Here is a 19,082-nt window from a genome sequence, read left to right on the forward strand (position 1 = left end):
ATGATTTGCGTTTTTTTGGCTTGTTTGCTGGCAAAATTAACTATACTAAAAGGTACGTTTAAGGCTGGTGTACCAGAGCTGTTCAGCCTATCGCCTTATGGCTGGGTTCTGGATTTTCCTGTATCGGCCAATTGCTGCTGATTATATGGGCAGTTATGGCTATACCGCTGGCTTTTAACTGGTGGGCGAAAAGGGTCTGGCAGACTTTCCCCTTGCCTGGCAGGCCTGTTATCTTATCATCCTTCGTCCACCAAGGGGCTTGGGTTTCCCAAGCCCCTTTCTGTTTGCTACCTGATTAGCTATATTGCCCTGAATGATCGGTCTAAGGGCATTGAATTGTGCAAAATCCAGATTATGAACGTATTTGGCAGGTTGTTGGATTGGTACCTGCTGGCTTTGTTGTTACTTACGGTCAGGTTGCTGAGCTGGCGGGGTTGTCGGGGCGGTCGAGAATGGTTGGGCGGTGTTTAAGTCAATTGCCGGGGGATACCCGGTTGCCCTGGTTTCGGGTTGTTAATGCCAGCGGTAGAATCTCTCTGCCGAATGGTAGTGAGGGGTATCTGAAGCAGGTGGCTCTGTTGCAGGAGGATGGGGTTGCTGTAATTAATGGCAAAATTAAGTTGTCACAGTTTCGTTGGCAGGGTTAGTTTTGTATGCGGCAACAATTTTTGATAGGGGGATGTAATGGGTATACTTTTAGGGCTGCACCTGCTTGCTGCAATAGTCTGGGTGGGAGGAATGTTTTTTGCTTATATCTGTTTGCGACCAGTTGCTGCTGATGTCCTTGAGCCGCCGCAGCGGTTAGTGCTTTGGGAGGGGGTCTTCAGTCGGTTTTTTGTCTGTGTGTGGGGGGCTGTGTGTCTGTTATTAGTAAGTGGTCATGGCATGATCGCGGTGCTCGGTGGCATGGCTGCAGTGCCTGTCCATGTTCCTCTGATGATGCTGTGGGGTTACCCAATGGTGTTGTTGTTTGGTTATCTGTATTTTTGGCCTTACCTGTCGTTTAAAAGTCTGGTTGCGGAGCAGCGCTGGCCGGATGCAGCTAAGCAGCTTAATCGCATCCGACAGATTGTTGTAATTAATCTGTGTTTGGGCTTGATAGTAGTGTTACTTGGTTCGAGTGGTCGTTTTCTGTTTTAGCTTCGTTCTTCGAGCTTTTCGATCAGGATATCCAGCTTCTTTTCCAGTTCGATGTTATGCTGCAAAATAGCTTCATTCTGCTTGCGCAGTTCCCGGTTGCGTACGTTGGTATCGGCAAAGCCGATCAGTTTGCCGGCGATCTGCGCGCCGATGAAACCAACAATGCCAACGCCGATATAGAACATTGCTGCCACGACAGCTCTGCCCCCCTGGGTTACCGGGTAGAAATCACCAAAACCGATGGTGCTGGCGCTCATCTGTAGCGCCCAGAATGCATCGGCATAGTTCAGAATATTGGCATTCGGGTGGGCTTGTTCAAACCATAGCAGTGGCAGGGATAACAGGGCGATGCAGCTATACAGTAGTGTCAGGGCAATAGTGCCGAGAAACAGGGTGCTGTAGTTGCGTACATCATATTCGTCTGTCGAATAGATAAAGTGTTTTGGCATGAGGGCGATCCTTGTGCTGTCCCCGGTTTAAGATGTAACTTCTAGCCTTAATTCTGTCTTAAATCTCAACTATGCTGCCAGCATCCATCTGGTAGGGGAACGCGCCGACAAATTTTACGTATTCATCTTCAAATACTTTACTTTTTTTAGGGCGGTATTCGTAGTCGAACAAGAGAATAAGCCAGCTAATCTCGGTGTCGCCCAGCTTTTCGATTTTCTTTTTCACTGCTTCTGCGTAAGAGTGCGAATAGGAGCAGGGGGCGATTACGTCAATTATTGGAAGGGTGCCTGATTCGGAACCGTTGGTCTCCATATTTTCGGCATCATAATGGGCGATAAGGAAGTTACGTGCCCATTGATCAATGCCGTTGGCGTCCTCTTCGAAATAGCTGTCAGGAATATCTGAAAAGTTGGTGGTGGAGTACCAGGCGGAGACGACGCTCTCTTTTTCAAACTCAAAACCGGTCTGTGTTGTCATAGTTTTCTCAAAATAAAAGAGTGCTTATATAGCACTCTTATTTATTGTTTTGGGGGAGGATAATTTTACTATTGAGACCGAAGCTGCTGCCAGAGTTCTGTTATGTCCAGTTTGTCCTGTTCGGAAAGCTGGTCGATCTCCAGGGCGGTGTCCAGGCTCAGCTGCAGTAACTGGTCAAATTGCGCGGTGCTGTCTCCGTTTTCGGCGCTGATCAGGCTGATGTGTCCAAGCAGATAGCTGCACAGGAATAGCTGTTCCTGATCGGCGCTTGATTCCAGTTGGATTAAGCTGTCATAAAGTGCGTCGGCGCGGCGTTGAAAGTCGTTGCTTGTAATTGTCGTGGTCATCACTGCTCCAGCTTTTCTAGCAGTAAAGTGTACTCTTTGCCGTCTGTTTCAGTCTGATGCAGTTTGACGATCAGGTAGTCCAGCTCAGGGGCTAGCCAGATGTATGTCTGGCGCTTGCTGCCCGGGCCGCGGTCGCGCTGAATTTTGACGGCCCTGAATTCACCGAGCCGTGTCTTAACGGTTTCTTCGCCCAGCTTTCTGAAGTTATATGTTTTAAGGCGGCCGCCATCGGCGACCTGGTATTCCAGGCTTGGTTTATTCGCCAGCAGGTCAAGTCTTAGCTGCAGCTGGTAGCCGAGTTTATCCATAGTGCCCGCTGGGATGTCCATACTCCACGGTTTTTTGGCTATGTCATTTAGTACGCTGCCTTTGTTCCAGTTGAACTGAAGGATCGCATCGCGTTTCTTGCCGAGCACTTTGCGGTGGTACTCGTATCGACTCGGTTGAATGTTGTCGCCGTTATAGCTGAAGCTTGAACTTTCTTTGATGCTGGCAATCATGGCGCTGGCGCTGATCGAAAGCTGCCAGTTATCGCCCTGTTGTTTAAGCTCGCGTACGGCATCGCCACTGAATGAGATGCCGAGATCCCACTGCGAAGCATAAACGGCTCGATAAGGCTTAAGAGGAGTGGCTGCGTGTCCGGGCAGGGCAAGCAGCATCAGTAATGCAGATAATATTACGGCGATACGCATCGGTTACTCCTGAGTGAACTGATATCCTTCAGGAGGCAGAGTATTGTTATCCAGCTGAACCTGTCCTGAAGTGTGTGCCAAGCGGCCATTGCAGAACAACTCAACTGCCAATGGGTAGATTTTGTGCTCGCACTGATGGACCCGTTGTTGCAGGCTGTCGGCAGTGTCATTTGGCAAGACTGGAATGGGTGCCTGGACTGCAAGTGGGCCTCCATCAAGCTCTTCGGTTACAAAGTGTACCGTGCAGCCATGCTGGCTATCGCCGGCTTCCAGTGCGCGCTGATGGGTGTTCAGGCCTTTGTACTTTGGTAGCAGGGATGGGTGGATGTTAAACATCCGGCCCTGATAGTGGCGCACAAAACCTGGCGTCAGGATTCGCATAAACCCAGCTAATACAATCAGATCGGGCTGATGTTGATCAATTGCCTCGATCATCGCGCCATCAAAGGCTTCACGGTCGGCGAAGTCCTTATGGCTGATTACGATCTGGGGAATTCCTGCTTTAGCGGCGCGTTCAAGGCCGAAAGCATCGGCCTTGTTGCTCAGTACAGCAGAGATGCGGCCATTGATCTGGCCGCTTTCGATAGCATCGATAATCGCCTGTAGGTTTGAGCCGCTACCGGAAATCAGTACAACAATGCTTTTTTCAGCCATTAATCAGGACTCCAGGCCACTCAGATCAACCTGTTCTTCGCCTGCATCAGCTGCGGCGATCTGTCCGATAACCCAAGGCTCTTCGCCGGCAGTTTTCAGGATAGAAAGTGCTTCTTCGGCTTTATCTTGCGGTACGCAGATAACCATACCAACACCGCAGTTCAGGGTGCGGTACATTTCACGGTCTTCGACGTTACCCAGGCGCTGGATCCAGCGGAATACTTCCGGCATGTTCCAGGAGTTAATATCGATAACTGCTTTAGCATTATCTGGCAGTACCCGTGGGATGTTTTCCAGCAGGCCGCCGCCGGTGATGTGAGACAGGGCATTAACCTGGCTTTTTTTGATCAGTTCAAGCAGTGGCTTAACGTAGATGCGGGTTGGTTCCATCAGTGCGTCAGTTACTGGCTTGCCGTCGATCTGTTCGCTCAGGTCTGCACCGCGGACTTCAATAATCTTGCGAATCAGAGAGTAACCATTTGAGTGCGGGCCGGAAGATGGCAGGCCGATAATGGTGTCGCCAACAGCAACCTGAGAGCCATCAATGATGTCTGCTTTTTCTACGATGCCGACGCAGAAACCTGCCAGGTCGTAGTCTCCGCCATCGTACATGCCCGGCATTTCAGCGGTTTCACCGCCGACCAGTGCCGCGCCAGCCAGTTCACAGCCCGCGCCAATACCGGTTACAACATCGGCCGCAACGTCAATGTCCAGTTTTCCTGTGGCATAGTAATCCAGGAAGCAAAGTGGTTCTGCTCCGGCAACAACCAGATCATTTACACACATGGCTACCAGGTCGATACCGATAGTGTCATGCTTGTTCAGATCCATCGCCAGGCGCAATTTAGTACCAACACCATCGGTGCCGGTAACCAGTACCGGTTGCTTGTAGCCAGCAGGGATTTCACACAGGGCGCCAAAGCCGCCCAGGCCACCCATTACTTCAGGACGAGCGGTGCGTTTAGCAACGCCTTTGATGCGATCAACCAGTGCGTTACCCGCGTCGATATCAACGCCGGCGTCTTTGTAGCTGATAGAAGTGTTGTTGTCAGTTGCAGACATAATATGTGTGAACCCGTTTCAAGGTAATTACTGAGGAAAATTTTGTCGCGTATTCTATCAGGTTGCTGGTGAGGCGGCTATTGTGTGTTAAGGTTTATGGCCTATTTTTGGGATGATTTTTAGTAAACAGGATTACGGGTTCAGTAACAGCATGAAAATAGCCATGAAAAATTTATTTGCAGGCCTTATTTGTCTGTTTTTTGCCGGGGTGTTGCAGGCTGCTACGGTACGGAATCTATACAGTGTTGAGTTGCTTGTGCCGCAGCAGCAACCACGGCCGGCTCAAGCCCAGTTAAGTCAGGGCTTGAAGGAAGTGCTGATAAAAGTATCCGGGCGTAGCAATGTGGCAGTGATTCCCGGGCTGAGGGCTGCGCTAAGTAATCCCGCAGTCTTGTTGCAGCAGTTTAGCTACCAGGCAACCCAGACTCCGGTTTCTGCCGGGGATGGTCGGGAGGTTCTGGGGCAACGGTTAAAACTGGATTTCGATTCGGTTTTGGTCGATCAGCTGCTGCATGATAATAATCTGCAGGCAATTGGTCATGCCCGACCTGCACTGATGGTCTGGCTGGTTTCGCAAGTTGCTAATGGTGAGCGTGATTATGTGGCGCCGGAGGGGCGTGTGTATAGTCAGTTAGCTACCTTGGCTAGTCAGCGAGCACTGCCCATTGACGTGCCTCTGCTTGATCTTACGGACCAGCAAATGTTGGCTGTCAGTGATTTGTGGGGTTTTTTTCGGGCGCCAATAGAGCAGGCATCTGCGCGTTATCAGCCCGATGCCGTGCTGGTCGGACGTCTTTATCAGCATAATAATGGTGGCTGGGAAACCCGCTGGTTACTGCTTAATGGTGATAAGGCTGTTAGTTTTGAACCAGACGGAGCGTTGTCCGATCAGCTTGAACAAGTGATCAATCAAAGCGCTGACTCTGTGCTGGGTCGACTGGGGTCGGTGAGTCTGAGTTATATCGAAGAAGGCATGAAACTGGAAATTAGTAATATCGATGGTGTAGATGATTATCTGAAATTGCTTGATTATGTGCGTCAGTTGCCGCCGGTTGAAAATGCGGTTGTACATCGCATCGATACCGATCGGGTTACTTTGCGGGTTAAAGTACAGGGCGGAGAAAGTGCTCTGGCTCAGGCGGTACGTCTGAATCCACTGATGATTGCCACGCCAAGGGTTGCTGCGGCTGAAGATACCGGATCAATTCTGGTTTATCGTTGGCAGGAGTGAAGCGGATGATGTCCATATTCGGTGGCCAGATGATCGGGGAGTGTTTATGACTGATTCGCAACGTTGGTTTTTTCTTATTTGTGCAGTGATAGTCGGTGCTCTGATCTATCTTTTGCAGCCGATTCTTACGCCATTTCTGGCGGCTGCGTTGCTGGCCTATCTTGCCGACCCTGTTACTGATCGTCTCGAACGTTACGGGTTGTCGAGAACAATGTCAGTAGTCGTCGTGTTTCTGGTTATGTCTACTCTGGTCTTAATGGTATTGCTGTTCCTGCTGCCTAAGCTGGGGCATCAGATTCAGGTCATGATCAAGTTAGTACCAGCTGTCATAGGTATGATTGAAACCCGGCTGATACCTTGGTTGCAGTCAACCTTTGGTGTCAGTCTTGCCGATCTGGATTGGCAGAGTGTCAGATTGCTGTTGACCGGGCATTGGCAGCAGACAGGCAATCTGGTGAAAGATCTGTTCAGTGGTATTGGTCAGTCAGGGCTTGCGTTGGCAGGCTGGTTGGCTAATCTGGTGCTGATCCCTGTAGTGATGTTTTATCTGCTGCGGGACTGGGATCTGATGATGGTCCGGATCGGGCATCTGTTGCCGCGTAATGTTGAGCCGAGAGTAAAGCTTTGGGCGCTGGAGTGTGATGAGGTGTTAGGGGCCTTTATTAAAGGTCAGTTGCTGGTCATGTTCGCACTGGGGATAATCTATGCTGTCGGGCTCTGGTTTATTGGACTTGAACTTGCTTTGTTGGTTGGTATCCTTGCCGGCCTTGCCAGTATTGTTCCTTATATGGGCTTTATTATAGGTATTATTGCTGCTGCCGTTGCCGCCATGTTGCAGTTTAATGATATTACTGTTCTGGCCTGGGTTGGCTTGGTTTTCGCTATAGGTCAGGCGCTCGAAGGTATGGTTCTGACCCCGTTACTGGTGGGTGATAAGATCGGTTTGCATCCGGTTGCAGTTATTTTTGCCATTATGGCGGGTGGTCAACTATTTGGTTTTGTAGGAATTTTGATTGCACTTCCGGTAGCTGCCGTTATTATGGTGCTGCTTCGACACCTGCATGAAGGGTATAAAGGCAGTAAACTCTATGCAATGGAGAGTGTCGAGCAGGACGGGCCATCATGAATGTGCCTGTACTTAGTTTGAAGAGCTTAGTTTGAAGAGCTTAGTTTGAAGAGCTTAGTTTGAAGAGCTTAGTTTGAAGTGTTGCGAGCCTGAAGGCTTGTTATATCGCGTATTGCGGACTGTATTTGAAGTTGATGAGTAATCCAGAACCATTTCAGATCCCTCTGGGTATAACCCTGCGGGATGACGCACGTTTTGAGAATTTCCTCAGTCAGGGGAATGAACTGCTGTGCAACACCCTGACTTACACCGCTATCGGTGAGGGCGAGCTGTTTCTCTATCTTTGGGGTAGCGATACCGGCTGCTCACACTTGCTGCAGGCGGTGTGCCATGCCTCCGAACCGGTAGGCAGAACTGCTGTTTATCTGCCGCTGGACGAGTTGAACGGACTGGGACCGGGTGTGCTGGAAGGGATGGAACATCTTGATCTGGTCTGTCTGGATAATCTGCAGTGCGTTGCCGGAGATCCGCACTGGGAAGAAGCGCTATTTCATTTCTTTAATCGTATCAGGGCTGAAGAAAATCAGCTGCTGGTCGCGGCCAGCTGTGCTCCCAGGCAGTTGGGTATCAAACTACCTGATCTGGCATCCCGCCTGAGTTGGGGTGTTGTTTTTCAGGTGCATGGGCTTGATGATGAAGGCAAAGTCCTGGCGCTGCAGATTCGGGCTAAAGGTCGTGGTTTTGAGATCAGTGAAGAGGTTGCCCGCTTTCTGATTCATCGTGCCAGTCGTGGTCTTGCCGATCTTTTTTCTCTACTTGATCGACTGGATTCAGCCTCGTTGAGTGCGCAGCGCAAAGTGACTATCCCCTTCGTAAAACAGGTGCTAGGTTTATAGTATTGGTGCTAAATAGTATCGTTACTTAACGCTCAGTTCGGGTGGGCTATGAAAATCTATCTGGCAGGCCTGCCGCCAGCTACGTCTAAACAGGCGCTCTACGGATTATTAAGCCGCTATATGCAATTGGAAGAGTTGCAGATGGTGGACAGCGATCATCCCCGTGGAGCGAGTGCTACTATCACTATTCAGGCAAGTAACGCCGAGGCTAACTGGATTACCCGCAGACTTACCGGGATGTATTGGCAAGGCCGCATTTTGCGTGACCATGTGTCTCTTTTTTCTGATAAATGAAGTGATATTTTGATGTTTCAGGTAATTGACCAGACTTCAGATTTTCTGGTGATTGACAAGTCACCAGGCATCAGTATGCATAAGGACCAGCAGGAGCAAGGCTTGGTGATGTTGGTGCAGCAGGCGCTAGGTATTGAGCAGTTATATCCGGTGCACAGACTGGATAAGATGACCTCCGGATTGTTAGTGCTGGCTAAGCACGCTGCAGCTGCGTCAGAGTTATCGAAGCTGTTTCAGCAGCGTGAAGTGTCTAAGTTTTATCTGGCCATTTCCGATAAGAAACCGGGCAAAAAGCAAGGTCTGGTGCGTGGCGATATGGTTAAGGCGAGACGCGGTAGCTGGAAATTGAGCAAGGCTTGCGAGAATCCGGCGCTGACCCAGTTTTTCAGCCATTCTTTGGGGGGCGGCTTGCGTTTGTTTCTACTTAAGCCGCATACCGGAAAAACCCATCAGATCCGGGTTGCCATGAAAAGTGTCGGTGCTGCGATTGTCGGTGATGAGCGTTACCATGAGGTGACTGAAGAGGTTGTTGATCGGGGCTACCTGCACGCCTACAGTCTGAGTTTCAATCTTCAGGGGCGGGACTACTGTTTCCGTTGCCCGCCACGCATCGGTGAGTTGTTTCAGCTTGCAGCTGCAGTCGAGCAGATAAGCCACTGGCAGCAACCTGAGTTGTTGGCCTGGCCGGTTATTCCCGGGCAGCCATAATCGGGCTGTTCACCCGCCGGTCACAATCCGGTACTATGCCGTTTTTAATTTTCCGGAGATCTGAACGTGACACAAGAGCGCATTGAGCGGGATTTTACTGCCCGCAGTGAAGAGGAGCAGCAGGCTTTTCTGGAGCAGACCTGGTGTGATCAGTGTCAGGAAGTAAATCTGGGTATGAGTCAGCCTCAGGAATATGAATTTAAGGCTGTAGTCTATATCGAAGGTCGATGTAACCGCTGTGGTTCGGTGATTGTTACCGAGCTGACCGATGATGACTTCTAGTGAATAAGCGGTAGAGGCTATTAGTAACTACTAGCAACTACCAGGAATGACTAAGAAATACGAGAAATTACGTGACAGACTCTTTTCAACAGCGCTTTGGTGGTACCCAGCGCCTCTACGGTACGGCAGCAGTCGAACTGTTTCAAAAAGCCAATATATGTGTAATCGGTATTGGAGGGGTGGGTTCCTGGGCAGCAGAAGCCCTGGCCCGGTCTGCAATCGGTACTATTACGCTGATTGACCTTGATGATATTTGTATTACCAATACTAATCGGCAGATACATGCAATGGATGGCAGTATCGGCCGCTCGAAAGTTGAGGTGATGGCTGAGAGGATTAAGCTGATCAATCCTCAATGTCAGGTTGCTGAGATAGAAGATTTTATTACCCGGGATAACATTCCTGAGCTAATCGGTCCGCAGTTTGATTATGTGATCGATTGCATTGACAGCGTGAATGAAAAAACAGCGCTGATCGGTTTTTGTAAGCGTTTTAAAATTCCGATCATCACCGTCGGTGGAGCTGGTGGGCAGACTGATCCGACCCGGATTGAAATTATCGACCTGAGTAAAACCAGTCATGACCCGCTGGCTGCAAGTGTGCGCTCGCAGCTACGCCGTATTCATGGCTTCAGCAAGAGCGGTCGCCGTTTTCAGGTAGATTGTGTCTATTCAACCGAGCAGCTGGTATATCCTCAGCCAGACGGATCAGTGTGTCAGCAGAAGCAGGTTGAAGATGGTAATACACGCCTAGACTGTAGTGGTGGCTTCGGCGCTTCGACCTGTGTTACAGCAACTTTTGGCTTTGTTGCTGTATCCAGGGTGTTACAGAAGATGCTGGAGCGGGCGGCGCGGCAGGCTTCCACCTCCTCCTAAGTTATTTCAAAAATTTCTCTTGTATTACGAACTACCTAAATTGGTTAGTCCGTTGGAAATAAGTACTTGTCTGTACGCTTTATTCCCTATCTACTTTGTGGTTGTTGCTTAATCAATACGGATGTTATACCGCAATGCCACCGAATCAGCAGGACTCCCTGTATAAAGCGGTCTTTGATGGTTGTAGTGATGCTATCTATGTGATCGAACCGAGTACGTCTCAGGTCTTGGACGGGAATCCCCGTGCCTGGATAGATCTGGGAATGAGTCGTGATGAATTACTTAGTCATAGTGTTATCTCGTTACAGAACGACGTTGAAAGCGAAGAGCACTGGCGACTGATAGTCAATAAGGTATATCTGTCGGGCAGTTTGACCTTTATCGGCCGTCATCGCCGTAATAATGGTTCAGGTTTTCCGGTAGAAGTTTATACCAGTATTATCAGGCATCAGGATCGTGATCTGTTTGTTTCTATTGCTCGAAATCTGGCGTTGACCTCGCAACAGCGGGAAGAGTTTCGGGATCACGATGCCAAATTAACCTATGCGCTGAATGAAGCGGTTGACGGTATGTGGGACTGGCATATCGAAACCGGCGAAGTGTTTTTTTCACCGCAATTAAAGCGCATGCTGGGTTACCTTCCTCATGAGATGGAAGCTGAGGTGAGCAGTTGGATCGATTCAATTTATCCCGATGATCGGGAGCGGGTGCTGGCGTTGATGGATGAGCACCTGAATGGTCGTATACCGCAGTATGAGGCGGAGTATCGGATATATAATCGAGATAAACAGCTACTCTGGGTACGCGATCGCGGGCGTGTGTGTCAGCACGACGAACAGGGAGCGGCGGTGCGTATTGTCGGTATGGTGCATGATATTACCGCAGCCAAAGCGCTGGAGGATAAGTTACGGCAGCAGGCAAGCTATGACTACCTTACCGGCTTGCTAAACCGACGTGCAGGTTATATTCATTTCAAAAAACAACTGAGTTACGCCCAGCGTTACCAGCAGAGTTTTACGCTTTGCCTGCTCGATCTGGATCATTTTAAAGGTATCAACGATGAGTTTGGGCATCTGGCCGGTGACCGTGTATTGAAACACTTTGTTGAGCTTATGAGTTTGTCGATCAGGCAGTCGGATACCCTGATGCGCTGGGGCGGTGAAGAGTTTCTGTTGTTGTTACCGAAAACTGATACGGTGAATGCGAGGCATCTTATTGAGCAGTTGCAGGAAAAAACCACGCAATCGCCCATTCTGCTGGATGGTTGCGAAGTGCGGGTGGCTTTTAGTGCCGGGCTTGCGACATATCCTGAACATGCCCGGGATATGGACGGTTTGATAAGCAGTGCTGATGAGGCCCTGTATAGCGCTAAAAATTCAGGCCGTAATCAGGTTGTAGTGAGTCAGAATAGTACAGTGCTTAAGCAGCAGGAGTTGTTTCTCTGACTATCCACTGGGCGGTGATTATCCGCTCTGCTGCGTCGCTATTTCCCGGATTCGATCAACAAGAAATCAGGGCGTAACCAGGTCGCAGTGAGTCAAAATAGTACTCTTCTGAAGCAGCAGGGGTTGTTTCTCTGGCTATCCGTAGGGCGGTGATTATCCGCTCTGCTGCGTCGCTATTTCCCGGATTCGATCAACAAGAAATCAGGGCGTAACCAGGTCGCAGTGAGTCAAAATAGTACTCTTCTGAAGCAGCAGGGGTTGCTTCTCTGGCTATCCGTAGGGCGGTGATTATCCGCTCTGCTGCGTCGCTATTTTTCGGATTTGATCAACAATGGCGCGTAAGCCATTGCCCCTTGACGGGCTCAGGTGTCTTAGCAGTTGCAACTCCGAAAAATATTGTTCGATATCGAAGGCTAAAATCTGTTGTGGATTTTTTCCATTTAATGCTGCCAGTGTGAGTCCGATCAGGCCTCGGATGATACGCGCGTCTGAATCTACAGCGAACCAGAGCTTGTCATCATTGTCTTTTTTCCACGCCAGCCAGGCGTGGCTTTCACAGCCGGTAATCAGGTTTTCGGGCAGTTTCATGGCACTGGTCATTGCGGGTAACTGCTTGCTGAGTTGCATGATTTCACGATAGCGGTCATTCCAGCCCTTTATCGGTGACAGCTGCATTACTATTTGCTCGCTGGTTATCTCGTTGCCAAACGGGTTTTTGTTGAATATCTCATCACTGGTGACCGTAGCGCTGCTGGTAAAGCTACCGCCCTTGCTTATCTGTTCAAGGGCCTGGGCAAAGCGTTCAACTTCGTCTGTCGTGTTGTAGCAGCTGAACGATGCCCTGATCGTTCCTGGCAGGCCGAGTCTTTCCATTAACGGCATGCAGCAATGATGACCGGTGCGCACAGCGATGCCTTGTTGGTCCAGCATCAGTCCGACATCCTGTTGGTGGTGACTGCTGAGCTGAAATGACAGGATTGAGGTGTGGGCGGTCGGATTGCCAATCCGCTGAAAGCCTTTTATATCCTGACATAGTTTAAGTGCGTGGCTGGTCAGGTGGCGTTCATGGCTTGCCAGTTGCTTACGGTCTAGCTGGTTGAGGAAATCTAGTGCGGCGCCAAGGCCGATAGCGCCAGCAATATTGGGGGTGCCGGCTTCAAACTTAAAAGGCAGTTCGTTATAGCTTGTGCCGCTGAACGAAACTTTTTTGATCATCTCGCCACCGCCTTGCCAGGGCGGCATCTGCTCCAGCAACTCCTGTTTACCGTACAATGCGCCGATACCCGTAGGGCCAAATAGTTTGTGGCCCGAGAACAGATAGAAATCACAGCCCAGGCGCTGGACATCGATTTCGAGATGAGAAACTGCCTGAGCACCGTCGATAATAACCGTCGCGCCTGCCTGTTTTGCCTGGCGAATAATGCCTGCGATCGGGTTAATGCTACCCAGGGTGTTAGATATATGGGTAATACTGAGGATTCTGGTCTTGCTGTTCAGCAGGTTGTTCAGACTGGCCAGATCCAGATCGCCGTTATCGAGAATAGGAATAACGCGGATAATCGCGCCGGTTTGTTGCGCGACAATCTGCCAGGGCACTATATTGGCGTGGTGCTCCATCTCGCTGAGCAGGATCTCATCGCCTGGCTGGAGGCGGGGGCGAGCGAAGCTTTGGGCGATCAGATTGACGCCTTCAGTAGTGCCCCGGGTCCAGATAATTTCTCGGCTATGTTGTGCGTTGAGAAACCGGGCTACTTTGTTGCGTGCGCCTTCGAATGTGGTTGTGGCCCGTTCACTGAGGCTGTGAGCTGCGCGATGAACATTAGCGTTGTAGCCGCTGTAATACGCTTCTATGGCTGCGATCACACTATCCGGTTTTTGTGTGGTCGCGGCATTGTCCAGATAGATCAGTGGTTGCCCGTTAATCTTCTGTTGCAGAATTGGGAAACGTTGGCGCAGTGTGTTCAGGTCCAGAGTCACAGTATCAGGTCCGCAGGTTGTTATTTCTGATTCGCTTGTTGCAGCTTATTCAGTTTGCTACGCCAGCGGGTAAACATCATTGCGCCGGTAAATAGCAGGGCGACCAGCAATGTCTCGATCAGTGCCAGCCAGTTGCTGGTATGGTCGGACATTGCGATGACAACCGCGTGCATAAAGTAGACTGACAGGAAAAAACAGAGCCAGATATGGCCGCGCAGATCCTGTTTCAGAATAACCGGCAGGAACAGTGACAGCGGTAGCACTTGTACTGCCCAGATGACGTAGGGGTTTGCAGTTGGTGGTGGTGCGATGATCAGATACCAGGCGCTAAGGAACAGAATCAGACCGAAGTAGCTGAATAAGGTTGTTGCGCGACTGATATTGACCAGACGGGTTAGTTTTTCCTGCATGGGGTGGTTCTCAGTTATGTTGCAGTTGGTTTGCCAGCTTGGCCAGGCGTTTACCCTGAGCGAGGCAGAGTGCTAGTTCAGTACTGTCTACAGGCTGATCGTTGTCTTTACCGGCAACGTGGGTGGCGCCGTAAGGGGTGCCGCCGCTGTTGGTCTGGATCAGTTCCGGCTCGGAGTAAGGCAGGCCTGAAATGACCATGCCGTGATGCAGCAGCGGTAGCATCATACTTAGTAGAGTGCTCTCCTGACCGCCGTGCAGGCTGGAGCTGGCGCTGAAGACGCTGGCCGGTTTATCGATCAGTGCGCCACTGAGCCAGAGGCTGCTTGTGGAATCGATAAAGTACTTAAGTGACGCGGCCATATTGCCAAATCGGGTCGGGCTGCCCAGGGCGAGGCCGGAGCATTCAGCCAGATCCTGTTCAGTGCAATACAGCGCACCTTGTTCAGGAATTTCAGGTTCGGTTGATTCACAGTTGGCTGAAATCGCTGGCACCGTACGTAGGCGGGCTTCAAAGCCTGCCTGTTCGATGCCGCGGGCAATCTGTCGGGCCATAGTCCGGGTTGCGCCGTGGCGGCTGTAATATAGAACAAGAACGTAAGGTTCGGACACTTACAATATCTCCAGTACCGACTCAGGTGGGCGGCCAATTCGTGCCTGACCATTGCTGATGACGATCGGTCGTTCAATTAATCGTGGAAATTGGACCATCAGGTCGATGATTTGTTCTTCAGTCAGGCTGGCGTCGGCCAGATTGTTCGCTTTGTACTCATCTTCGCCTTTGCGCAGCAGTTGGCGGGCAGGCATGTTCAGCTGTGCCAGTACGGCTTTCAACTGATCAGCTGTTGGAGGGGTCTCGAGATAAAGGCGCACGTCAGGCGTTACACTGTTTTCTTCCAGCAGGGCCAGAGTTGTGCGGGATTTTGAACAGCGAGGGTTATGGTAGATTTCAACAGTCATAGAACTTGATCCTGAATACTGGCTGATATTAAAAACGGCTTACCAGCTGGTTGATTGTACTGAACTAATTATAATAAAAGCGTTATTGTATTTAACGGGAAGCGAAAAGGCTATCCGGTAATTAACTCAGCATAGAGTGGTAGAACGATGAGTGGCCATAGTCAGTACAGTGTTCAGGGCGTTTGGCAGTTTTTGTGTTATCTGGGGCGTCAGTTTATAAATAATAAAGGTGTGCTGAATGCTTCGGCTCTGACCTATACGACGTTGTTTGCTGTCGTGCCCCTGATGACAGTTTCATATGCGATGCTGGCTGCTATACCATCCTTTCAGGGAGCTGGAGGGCAGTTGCAGGGTTGGATCTTTGAGAATTTTGTGCCGGCAACCGGTGCTGTGGTGCAGGATTATCTGAGCGATTTTGCTGCCCAGGCGCGAAAGCTCACCGCCGTTGGTCTGGTGTTTCTGTTTGTCACCTCAATAATGATGATGAAAAATATTGAAGGGGCGTTCAATCGGGTGTGGCGAGTCAGTGAACCGCGCAAAGGGCTGTCGAGTTTTTTACTTTATTGGGCAATTCTCAGTCTGGGCCCTATTCTTATCGGTATTGGTCTGTTGGTAACTTCATATATTGCATCGCTTTCGCTGGTTACCAGTGCCACAGAGCTGGTCGGAAAAGGGCGGATGTTGTCAGTTCTACCGATGCTGATGTCGGCAGCTGCTTTCACTTTGCTGTATGCCGCAGTACCCAATTGTCGGGTACCTTTTAAAAGTGCTTTAATCGGTGGCCTGGTTGTGGCGATTTTATTTGAAACCGCTAAGCGGGGTTTTGCTCTGTTTGTCACGCAATTTCCATCTTATGAGCTTATCTATGGTGCGTTTGCCGCAGTGCCACTGTTTCTGGCCTGGATCTTTATCTCATGGACTATCATCCTGCTGGGCGCGGAGTTGACCCGGGCACTGACCGTATACCGCGAGAGGCAAACAGGCCGTACTAACTCACATATGCATACGCTGGTGGCGATTCTGTACCGTTTGTGGCAAGCCCAGCAACAGGGTGAAACGTTGGATGATAAGCGCTTACTACGTGAAGTTGAAGGTTTAGATCAGAGCGGCTGGGACCAGTATGTACAACTGCTGATGCAGCCGTCGATTGTTCGACGCACCGATCAGGGCGAATACCTGCTGGCCAGGGATCTTGGCGCTTTTACTCTGGAGCAGCTGAATGCAGAGTTGCCCTGGCCATTGCCCGAGGCCGGCGGAGTTGATTCGATTACACCCTGGCAGAGAGAGTTGAACAGCCGTTTGCAGCAGGTATCGGTAAGTCGTCGATCGGCGCTTGAAATGACGCTGGAAAATTTGTTTCAGGGTGATTCCGGTATTTCTAAAACACTGTTGTCTGACGATCAGCAGTCTGATCACAGCATGTAATTATGCTAAAAATGCGTTTGCAGCCATATAAACTAATCAAGACTGTAGGAGTTTAAGGGTGAATTGTTTACATGCTTTCGTATCGGGGCGGGTTCAGGGAGTATGGTTCCGCCAGTCGACAAAAGAAGCAGCCGAGGGGTGCGGTGTTACTGGTTGGGTCAGGAATCTTAGTGACGGCCGGGTCGAAGTGATGGCGTGTGGTGAAGAGCCGGGGTTGCTGCAGTTGGAAGCCTGGTTGAGTATAGGTCCCGAGCTGGCGACAGTCGCTGAAGTGGTCAGTGAGCAGGTTGAGTGTGGCGATCGTTTTAGTGGGTTTGAGATACGATAGTTAAGCTGCGGCTGGTAGTTTGAAAAAGGAAAAAACCGTTGCTCGTGGCTCGAACGCAGCAAAGAACGCTGCTTGTTCGTAGCTCGAAATAGCTTTCTTTTCTTAAACTGCATTGGACACCTCTAACTATGAAAATTAGTGTCCACTAAACCGGGGGCAGTCCACAACGAGCAACGAGCAACGAGCGTTTTTGTTCCCCAGTGTAATGCTTATGTAACATTACAGCCTTTGTTGTTATGATCTTGTCGGTTAATTTTTTCAGTACGGTCCTGATTCAGGGCGGTCGAGCCGGGGAGCTTGAATGGCGCGCACTACAAATTACACTCTGGATCCGTCTGAGCTGGCGTTTGCCAAAGATTTCATTTCAAAGAGGGTTAGCAAGGGGGTTGGTCTGCTGGGAGATCACTCGCTGGTCAGGGCGTTTGATGCCATGGATCAGGTGGTGCAGCGGATACTTTCAGGCAGGCAGGATCCGGTTCGGGCGGTGGATGAGTTTGCTGGCTGTTTGCGGGCATTTAACGAGCACGATGCCTATCGCGGTATTGTCGCTAAATTACGGAATGCGATACGGGTCAGGCGTTATCGGATGACCCATGGTTCGCGTAAGGCGTCTGACAAAACCATTACTATAAGTCATGAGTCCTGGGCGTTGTTAAAAACGGTGATCAGGCATGGTGGCGCCCGAACTTTATCTGAAGCTATCTTGAATTTACAGATTCCGGATGCTGTTTTACAGCAGATGCGAGAGGGGCAACGTCGTCAGCGCTGATTGGTTTATTCCTTATAGCGGTGCTGATTGCGATACACTTTTTCTGCATACCAGGTTTTGCCGTAGCTGCCATTATAGCGTGCCAGTGCTTCTGTAAGATTGCCTTTAGAGCGGGTCAGGTAATGTTTCAGAATGGTTGAACCGTAGCGCAGATTGGTTTTAATGTTGGTGAGATTATCATTCTCCCGCCCGATCTCTTTCTTCCAGAATGGCATTACCTGCATCAGTCCCTGAGCGCCGACCACCGAAACCGCAAAGCGGTTGAACAGGCTTTCGGTGTGTATAACGCCTAATAGCAGAGATACCGGCAGCTCAACCCTTTGTGCTTCAGCGTGTACTGTGCGTAAAATTTCAATGCGTTCCAGGTCGTCGTTAACGTAACGCAGAGTGCGGCCGGACATATCGGTCAGCCATACTTCTGCGGCAAAGCGATCGGTAAAACTGTCACTGTTGGCAAAGGCGTGCTTCAGTGCGTTACGCAGCTCAGGATCGATCTGTTGTTCGGTGGCGAACGATAGCTGAGAGCCGAATAACAGGGTCAGAAAAAACAGTACACGCATAATCAGTTACTTATACAAGGTCGGCATAGCCTTCCGGTTGTGGCGGTATAGAACAGAGGTTTGAAGGTCTGTCCCAATGTTCTCTGTATCATAGCTAATACTTTGATTATCTGGAACTACAGAGATCAATCAACAACGGGAGAGCTATCAACGACTGAATAGTGCCGGTCAGCGAATTTCTGATCAGATGAGACGAAAATCGACAGCTGGCATGCGTAACTTTGCGGCCGTGCAAGTTATGTTAGTGGTGGCTGGCTTGTCTTCCTGTCTGTCTGCCTGGGTTTAGCATAGTGGTCATTGTATTTAGCTCGAAGGGATCGACTTCGGTCCAGGTCCTGGTTTTATGTTTCTCCAGTATATCTCTGCCAGCTTCGTCCAGATGCATCGCCAGCAATGTATCCCGGATCTCATTATAAAAACGCAGTGCAGGGGGTTGAGCATCAGCTGTGGGAGCGCTTTCCTGAGGTTGGTGCTGGCAATCAGCTGTACCCCGCCGCGTTCGCTCCGGCGAGTGTGTCGCAGGTAGTTTTTGCTGATAAATGCATAATGAATTTCGTTCTTTACCAGCGAGCTGAGCAGGTCGGGCCAGCTTTCTTTTTTGGCAATAGAGGTGGGCGTTATGCTTTTTTTCCTCAGCAGGGTCATACCTAGTCGGTTTGGAAAACTACAGGCAACACCTCCGATAACACTACCTTGAAGGCCTTTCAGCCCGCTGACGGGAACTTCCTGGTTTGATATTACGGCCAGCTCTTCGTAGCAGTCCTGAATCGTGCAAAGGGGCTTAAAGTTGCGGCCGAAGGCTTGAGTGGCGGCATCTTGCGGAGGCACGTAGGCAATATCGGCCTGGGCCAGACGCATTCGAAAATCCTGCATGTCGATAGCGGTTTCCAGGCTGAGCTGAATGTGCAGACACCGACTTAGATAGATCGCCAGGTCGTACCAGTGCTGGGTGTTGTGCGCGACCTCATTAGGTGAGACCAGTAGTGTCATTTTGTCCATTGATAATTCCCTTTATCAATCTTGAATGCTGGATCGT

At 50.2% G+C, this 19,082-nt stretch carries 25 protein-coding genes; 13 read left to right on the top strand and 12 right to left on the bottom strand.

Annotated elements, in window-relative coordinates; genetic code table 11:
* Positions 1 to 338: 338 nt before the first annotated feature.
* Together ACQUQM_RS03545 and ACQUQM_RS03550 are read left to right on the top strand one after the other, a co-directional pair.
* Positions 339 to 647: an MGMT family protein gene (locus tag ACQUQM_RS03545; RefSeq protein WP_432473105.1), complete on the top strand. Its 309-nt coding sequence runs from the start codon at positions 339 to 341 to the stop codon at positions 645 to 647.
* Positions 648 to 684: 37 nt separating this feature from the next.
* Positions 685 to 1,140 (top strand): CopD family protein, encoded by a 456-nt coding sequence (locus tag ACQUQM_RS03550; RefSeq protein WP_432473106.1) that lies wholly within the window; start codon positions 685 to 687, stop codon positions 1,138 to 1,140.
* On the opposite strand, the gene ACQUQM_RS03555 is transcribed toward ACQUQM_RS03550, so the two are convergent.
* The 6 genes from ACQUQM_RS03555 to purM all read right to left on the bottom strand — a co-directional run bounded on the left by ACQUQM_RS03555 (position 1,137) and on the right by purM (position 4,822).
* The gene (locus ACQUQM_RS03555) at positions 1,137 to 1,589 is read right to left on the bottom strand and encodes a potassium channel family protein (RefSeq protein WP_432473107.1); all 453 of its coding nucleotides are present in this window, start codon (positions 1,587 to 1,589) and stop codon (positions 1,137 to 1,139) included. The genes ACQUQM_RS03550 and ACQUQM_RS03555 overlap by 4 nt on opposite strands.
* A gap of 58 nt (positions 1,590 to 1,647) precedes the next feature.
* Positions 1,648 to 2,067 carry an immunity 22 family protein gene (locus ACQUQM_RS03560; RefSeq protein ID WP_432473108.1) on the bottom strand — a complete coding sequence of 140 codons (420 nt, stop codon included), beginning with the start codon at positions 2,065 to 2,067 and terminating at the stop codon, positions 1,648 to 1,650.
* A 68-nt stretch (positions 2,068 to 2,135) separates the two neighbouring features.
* Positions 2,136 to 2,414: a YfcL family protein gene (locus tag ACQUQM_RS03565; RefSeq protein ID WP_432473109.1), complete on the bottom strand. Its 279-nt coding sequence runs from the start codon at positions 2,412 to 2,414 to the stop codon at positions 2,136 to 2,138.
* Complete coding sequence (locus ACQUQM_RS03570; protein WP_432473110.1) at positions 2,414 to 3,106, bottom strand: DUF3108 domain-containing protein; 693 nt, start codon at positions 3,104 to 3,106, stop codon at positions 2,414 to 2,416. Before ACQUQM_RS03570 ends, ACQUQM_RS03565 begins: the two co-directional genes overlap by 1 nt.
* A gap of 3 nt (positions 3,107 to 3,109) precedes the next feature.
* Positions 3,110 to 3,760 carry a phosphoribosylglycinamide formyltransferase gene (purN, locus tag ACQUQM_RS03575; RefSeq protein ID WP_432473111.1) on the bottom strand — a complete coding sequence of 217 codons (651 nt, stop codon included), beginning with the start codon at positions 3,758 to 3,760 and terminating at the stop codon, positions 3,110 to 3,112.
* Positions 3,761 to 3,763: 3 nt separating this feature from the next.
* Entirely contained in the window at positions 3,764 to 4,822 is a 1,059-nt protein-coding gene (gene purM, locus ACQUQM_RS03580) for a phosphoribosylformylglycinamidine cyclo-ligase (RefSeq protein WP_432473112.1), read from the bottom strand.
* A 163-nt stretch (positions 4,823 to 4,985) separates the two neighbouring features.
* On the opposite strand from purM, the gene ACQUQM_RS03585 reads away from it, so the two are divergent.
* From ACQUQM_RS03585 to ACQUQM_RS03620, 8 genes are all read left to right on the top strand, one after another.
* A complete protein-coding gene (locus ACQUQM_RS03585; RefSeq protein ID WP_432473113.1) occupies positions 4,986 to 6,053 on the top strand; it encodes a DUF2066 domain-containing protein in 1,068 nt (355 codons plus the stop codon).
* A gap of 46 nt (positions 6,054 to 6,099) precedes the next feature.
* A complete protein-coding gene (locus ACQUQM_RS03590) occupies positions 6,100 to 7,179 on the top strand; it encodes an AI-2E family transporter (protein WP_432473114.1) in 1,080 nt (359 codons plus the stop codon).
* Positions 7,180 to 7,313: 134 nt separating this feature from the next.
* Complete coding sequence (hda, locus tag ACQUQM_RS03595; protein WP_432473115.1) at positions 7,314 to 8,015, top strand: DnaA regulatory inactivator Hda; 702 nt, start codon at positions 7,314 to 7,316, stop codon at positions 8,013 to 8,015.
* Between the two features lie 48 nt (positions 8,016 to 8,063).
* A complete protein-coding gene (locus ACQUQM_RS03600; RefSeq protein WP_432473116.1) occupies positions 8,064 to 8,309 on the top strand; it encodes a hypothetical protein in 246 nt (81 codons plus the stop codon).
* Between the two features lie 12 nt (positions 8,310 to 8,321).
* On the top strand, positions 8,322 to 9,017 hold the full coding sequence (locus ACQUQM_RS03605) for a TIGR01621 family pseudouridine synthase (protein WP_432473117.1): 696 nt from the start codon (positions 8,322 to 8,324) through the stop codon (positions 9,015 to 9,017).
* A gap of 66 nt (positions 9,018 to 9,083) precedes the next feature.
* Positions 9,084 to 9,299 carry a hypothetical protein gene (locus ACQUQM_RS03610; RefSeq protein WP_432473118.1) on the top strand — a complete coding sequence of 72 codons (216 nt, stop codon included), beginning with the start codon at positions 9,084 to 9,086 and terminating at the stop codon, positions 9,297 to 9,299.
* A 71-nt stretch (positions 9,300 to 9,370) separates the two neighbouring features.
* On the top strand, positions 9,371 to 10,174 hold the full coding sequence (tcdA, locus tag ACQUQM_RS03615; RefSeq protein WP_432473119.1) for a tRNA cyclic N6-threonylcarbamoyladenosine(37) synthase TcdA: 804 nt from the start codon (positions 9,371 to 9,373) through the stop codon (positions 10,172 to 10,174).
* 134 nt (positions 10,175 to 10,308) lie between these two features.
* Positions 10,309 to 11,619 (top strand): sensor domain-containing diguanylate cyclase, encoded by a 1,311-nt coding sequence (locus tag ACQUQM_RS03620; RefSeq protein WP_432473120.1) that lies wholly within the window; start codon positions 10,309 to 10,311, stop codon positions 11,617 to 11,619.
* Positions 11,620 to 11,907: 288 nt separating this feature from the next.
* On the opposite strand, the gene ACQUQM_RS03625 is transcribed toward ACQUQM_RS03620, so the two are convergent.
* The 4 genes from ACQUQM_RS03625 to arsC are packed head-to-tail and all read right to left on the bottom strand — an operon-like array spanning position 11,908 to position 14,964.
* A complete protein-coding gene (locus ACQUQM_RS03625; protein ID WP_432473121.1) occupies positions 11,908 to 13,596 on the bottom strand; it encodes a SufS family cysteine desulfurase in 1,689 nt (562 codons plus the stop codon).
* A 20-nt stretch (positions 13,597 to 13,616) separates the two neighbouring features.
* Positions 13,617 to 14,006: a DUF2069 domain-containing protein gene (locus ACQUQM_RS03630; protein WP_432473122.1), complete on the bottom strand. Its 390-nt coding sequence runs from the start codon at positions 14,004 to 14,006 to the stop codon at positions 13,617 to 13,619.
* Positions 14,007 to 14,016: 10 nt separating this feature from the next.
* Positions 14,017 to 14,616, bottom strand: coding sequence for an NAD(P)H:quinone oxidoreductase (wrbA, locus tag ACQUQM_RS03635; RefSeq protein ID WP_432473123.1), 600 nt, complete (start codon positions 14,614 to 14,616; stop codon positions 14,017 to 14,019).
* Entirely contained in the window at positions 14,617 to 14,964 is a 348-nt protein-coding gene (arsC, locus tag ACQUQM_RS03640; RefSeq protein WP_432473124.1) for an arsenate reductase (glutaredoxin), read from the bottom strand.
* A gap of 147 nt (positions 14,965 to 15,111) precedes the next feature.
* Here arsC and ACQUQM_RS03645 point away from each other — a divergent pair, with 147 nt between their 5' ends.
* The 3 genes from ACQUQM_RS03645 to ACQUQM_RS03655 all read left to right on the top strand — a co-directional run bounded on the left by ACQUQM_RS03645 (position 15,112) and on the right by ACQUQM_RS03655 (position 17,486).
* Positions 15,112 to 16,389: a virulence factor BrkB family protein gene (locus ACQUQM_RS03645; protein WP_432473125.1), complete on the top strand. Its 1,278-nt coding sequence runs from the start codon at positions 15,112 to 15,114 to the stop codon at positions 16,387 to 16,389.
* A gap of 58 nt (positions 16,390 to 16,447) precedes the next feature.
* Positions 16,448 to 16,717, top strand: coding sequence for an acylphosphatase (locus ACQUQM_RS03650; protein ID WP_432473126.1), 270 nt, complete (start codon positions 16,448 to 16,450; stop codon positions 16,715 to 16,717).
* A 301-nt stretch (positions 16,718 to 17,018) separates the two neighbouring features.
* Entirely contained in the window at positions 17,019 to 17,486 is a 468-nt protein-coding gene (locus ACQUQM_RS03655) for a hypothetical protein (protein WP_432473127.1), read from the top strand.
* A gap of 5 nt (positions 17,487 to 17,491) precedes the next feature.
* Here the strand turns inward: ACQUQM_RS03655 and ACQUQM_RS03660 are convergent, their stop codons facing one another.
* Entirely contained in the window at positions 17,492 to 18,046 is a 555-nt protein-coding gene (locus ACQUQM_RS03660) for a lytic transglycosylase domain-containing protein (protein ID WP_432473128.1), read from the bottom strand.
* A 303-nt stretch (positions 18,047 to 18,349) separates the two neighbouring features.
* Positions 18,350 to 19,045, bottom strand: coding sequence for a hypothetical protein (locus ACQUQM_RS03665; RefSeq protein WP_432473129.1), 696 nt, complete (start codon positions 19,043 to 19,045; stop codon positions 18,350 to 18,352).
* Between the last annotated feature and the right edge of the window lie 37 nt (positions 19,046 to 19,082).

Origin of the sequence: Amphritea sp. HPY, from assembly GCF_050870985.1 — a bacterium.
Classification (GTDB): Bacteria; Pseudomonadota; Gammaproteobacteria; order Pseudomonadales; family Balneatricaceae; genus Amphritea.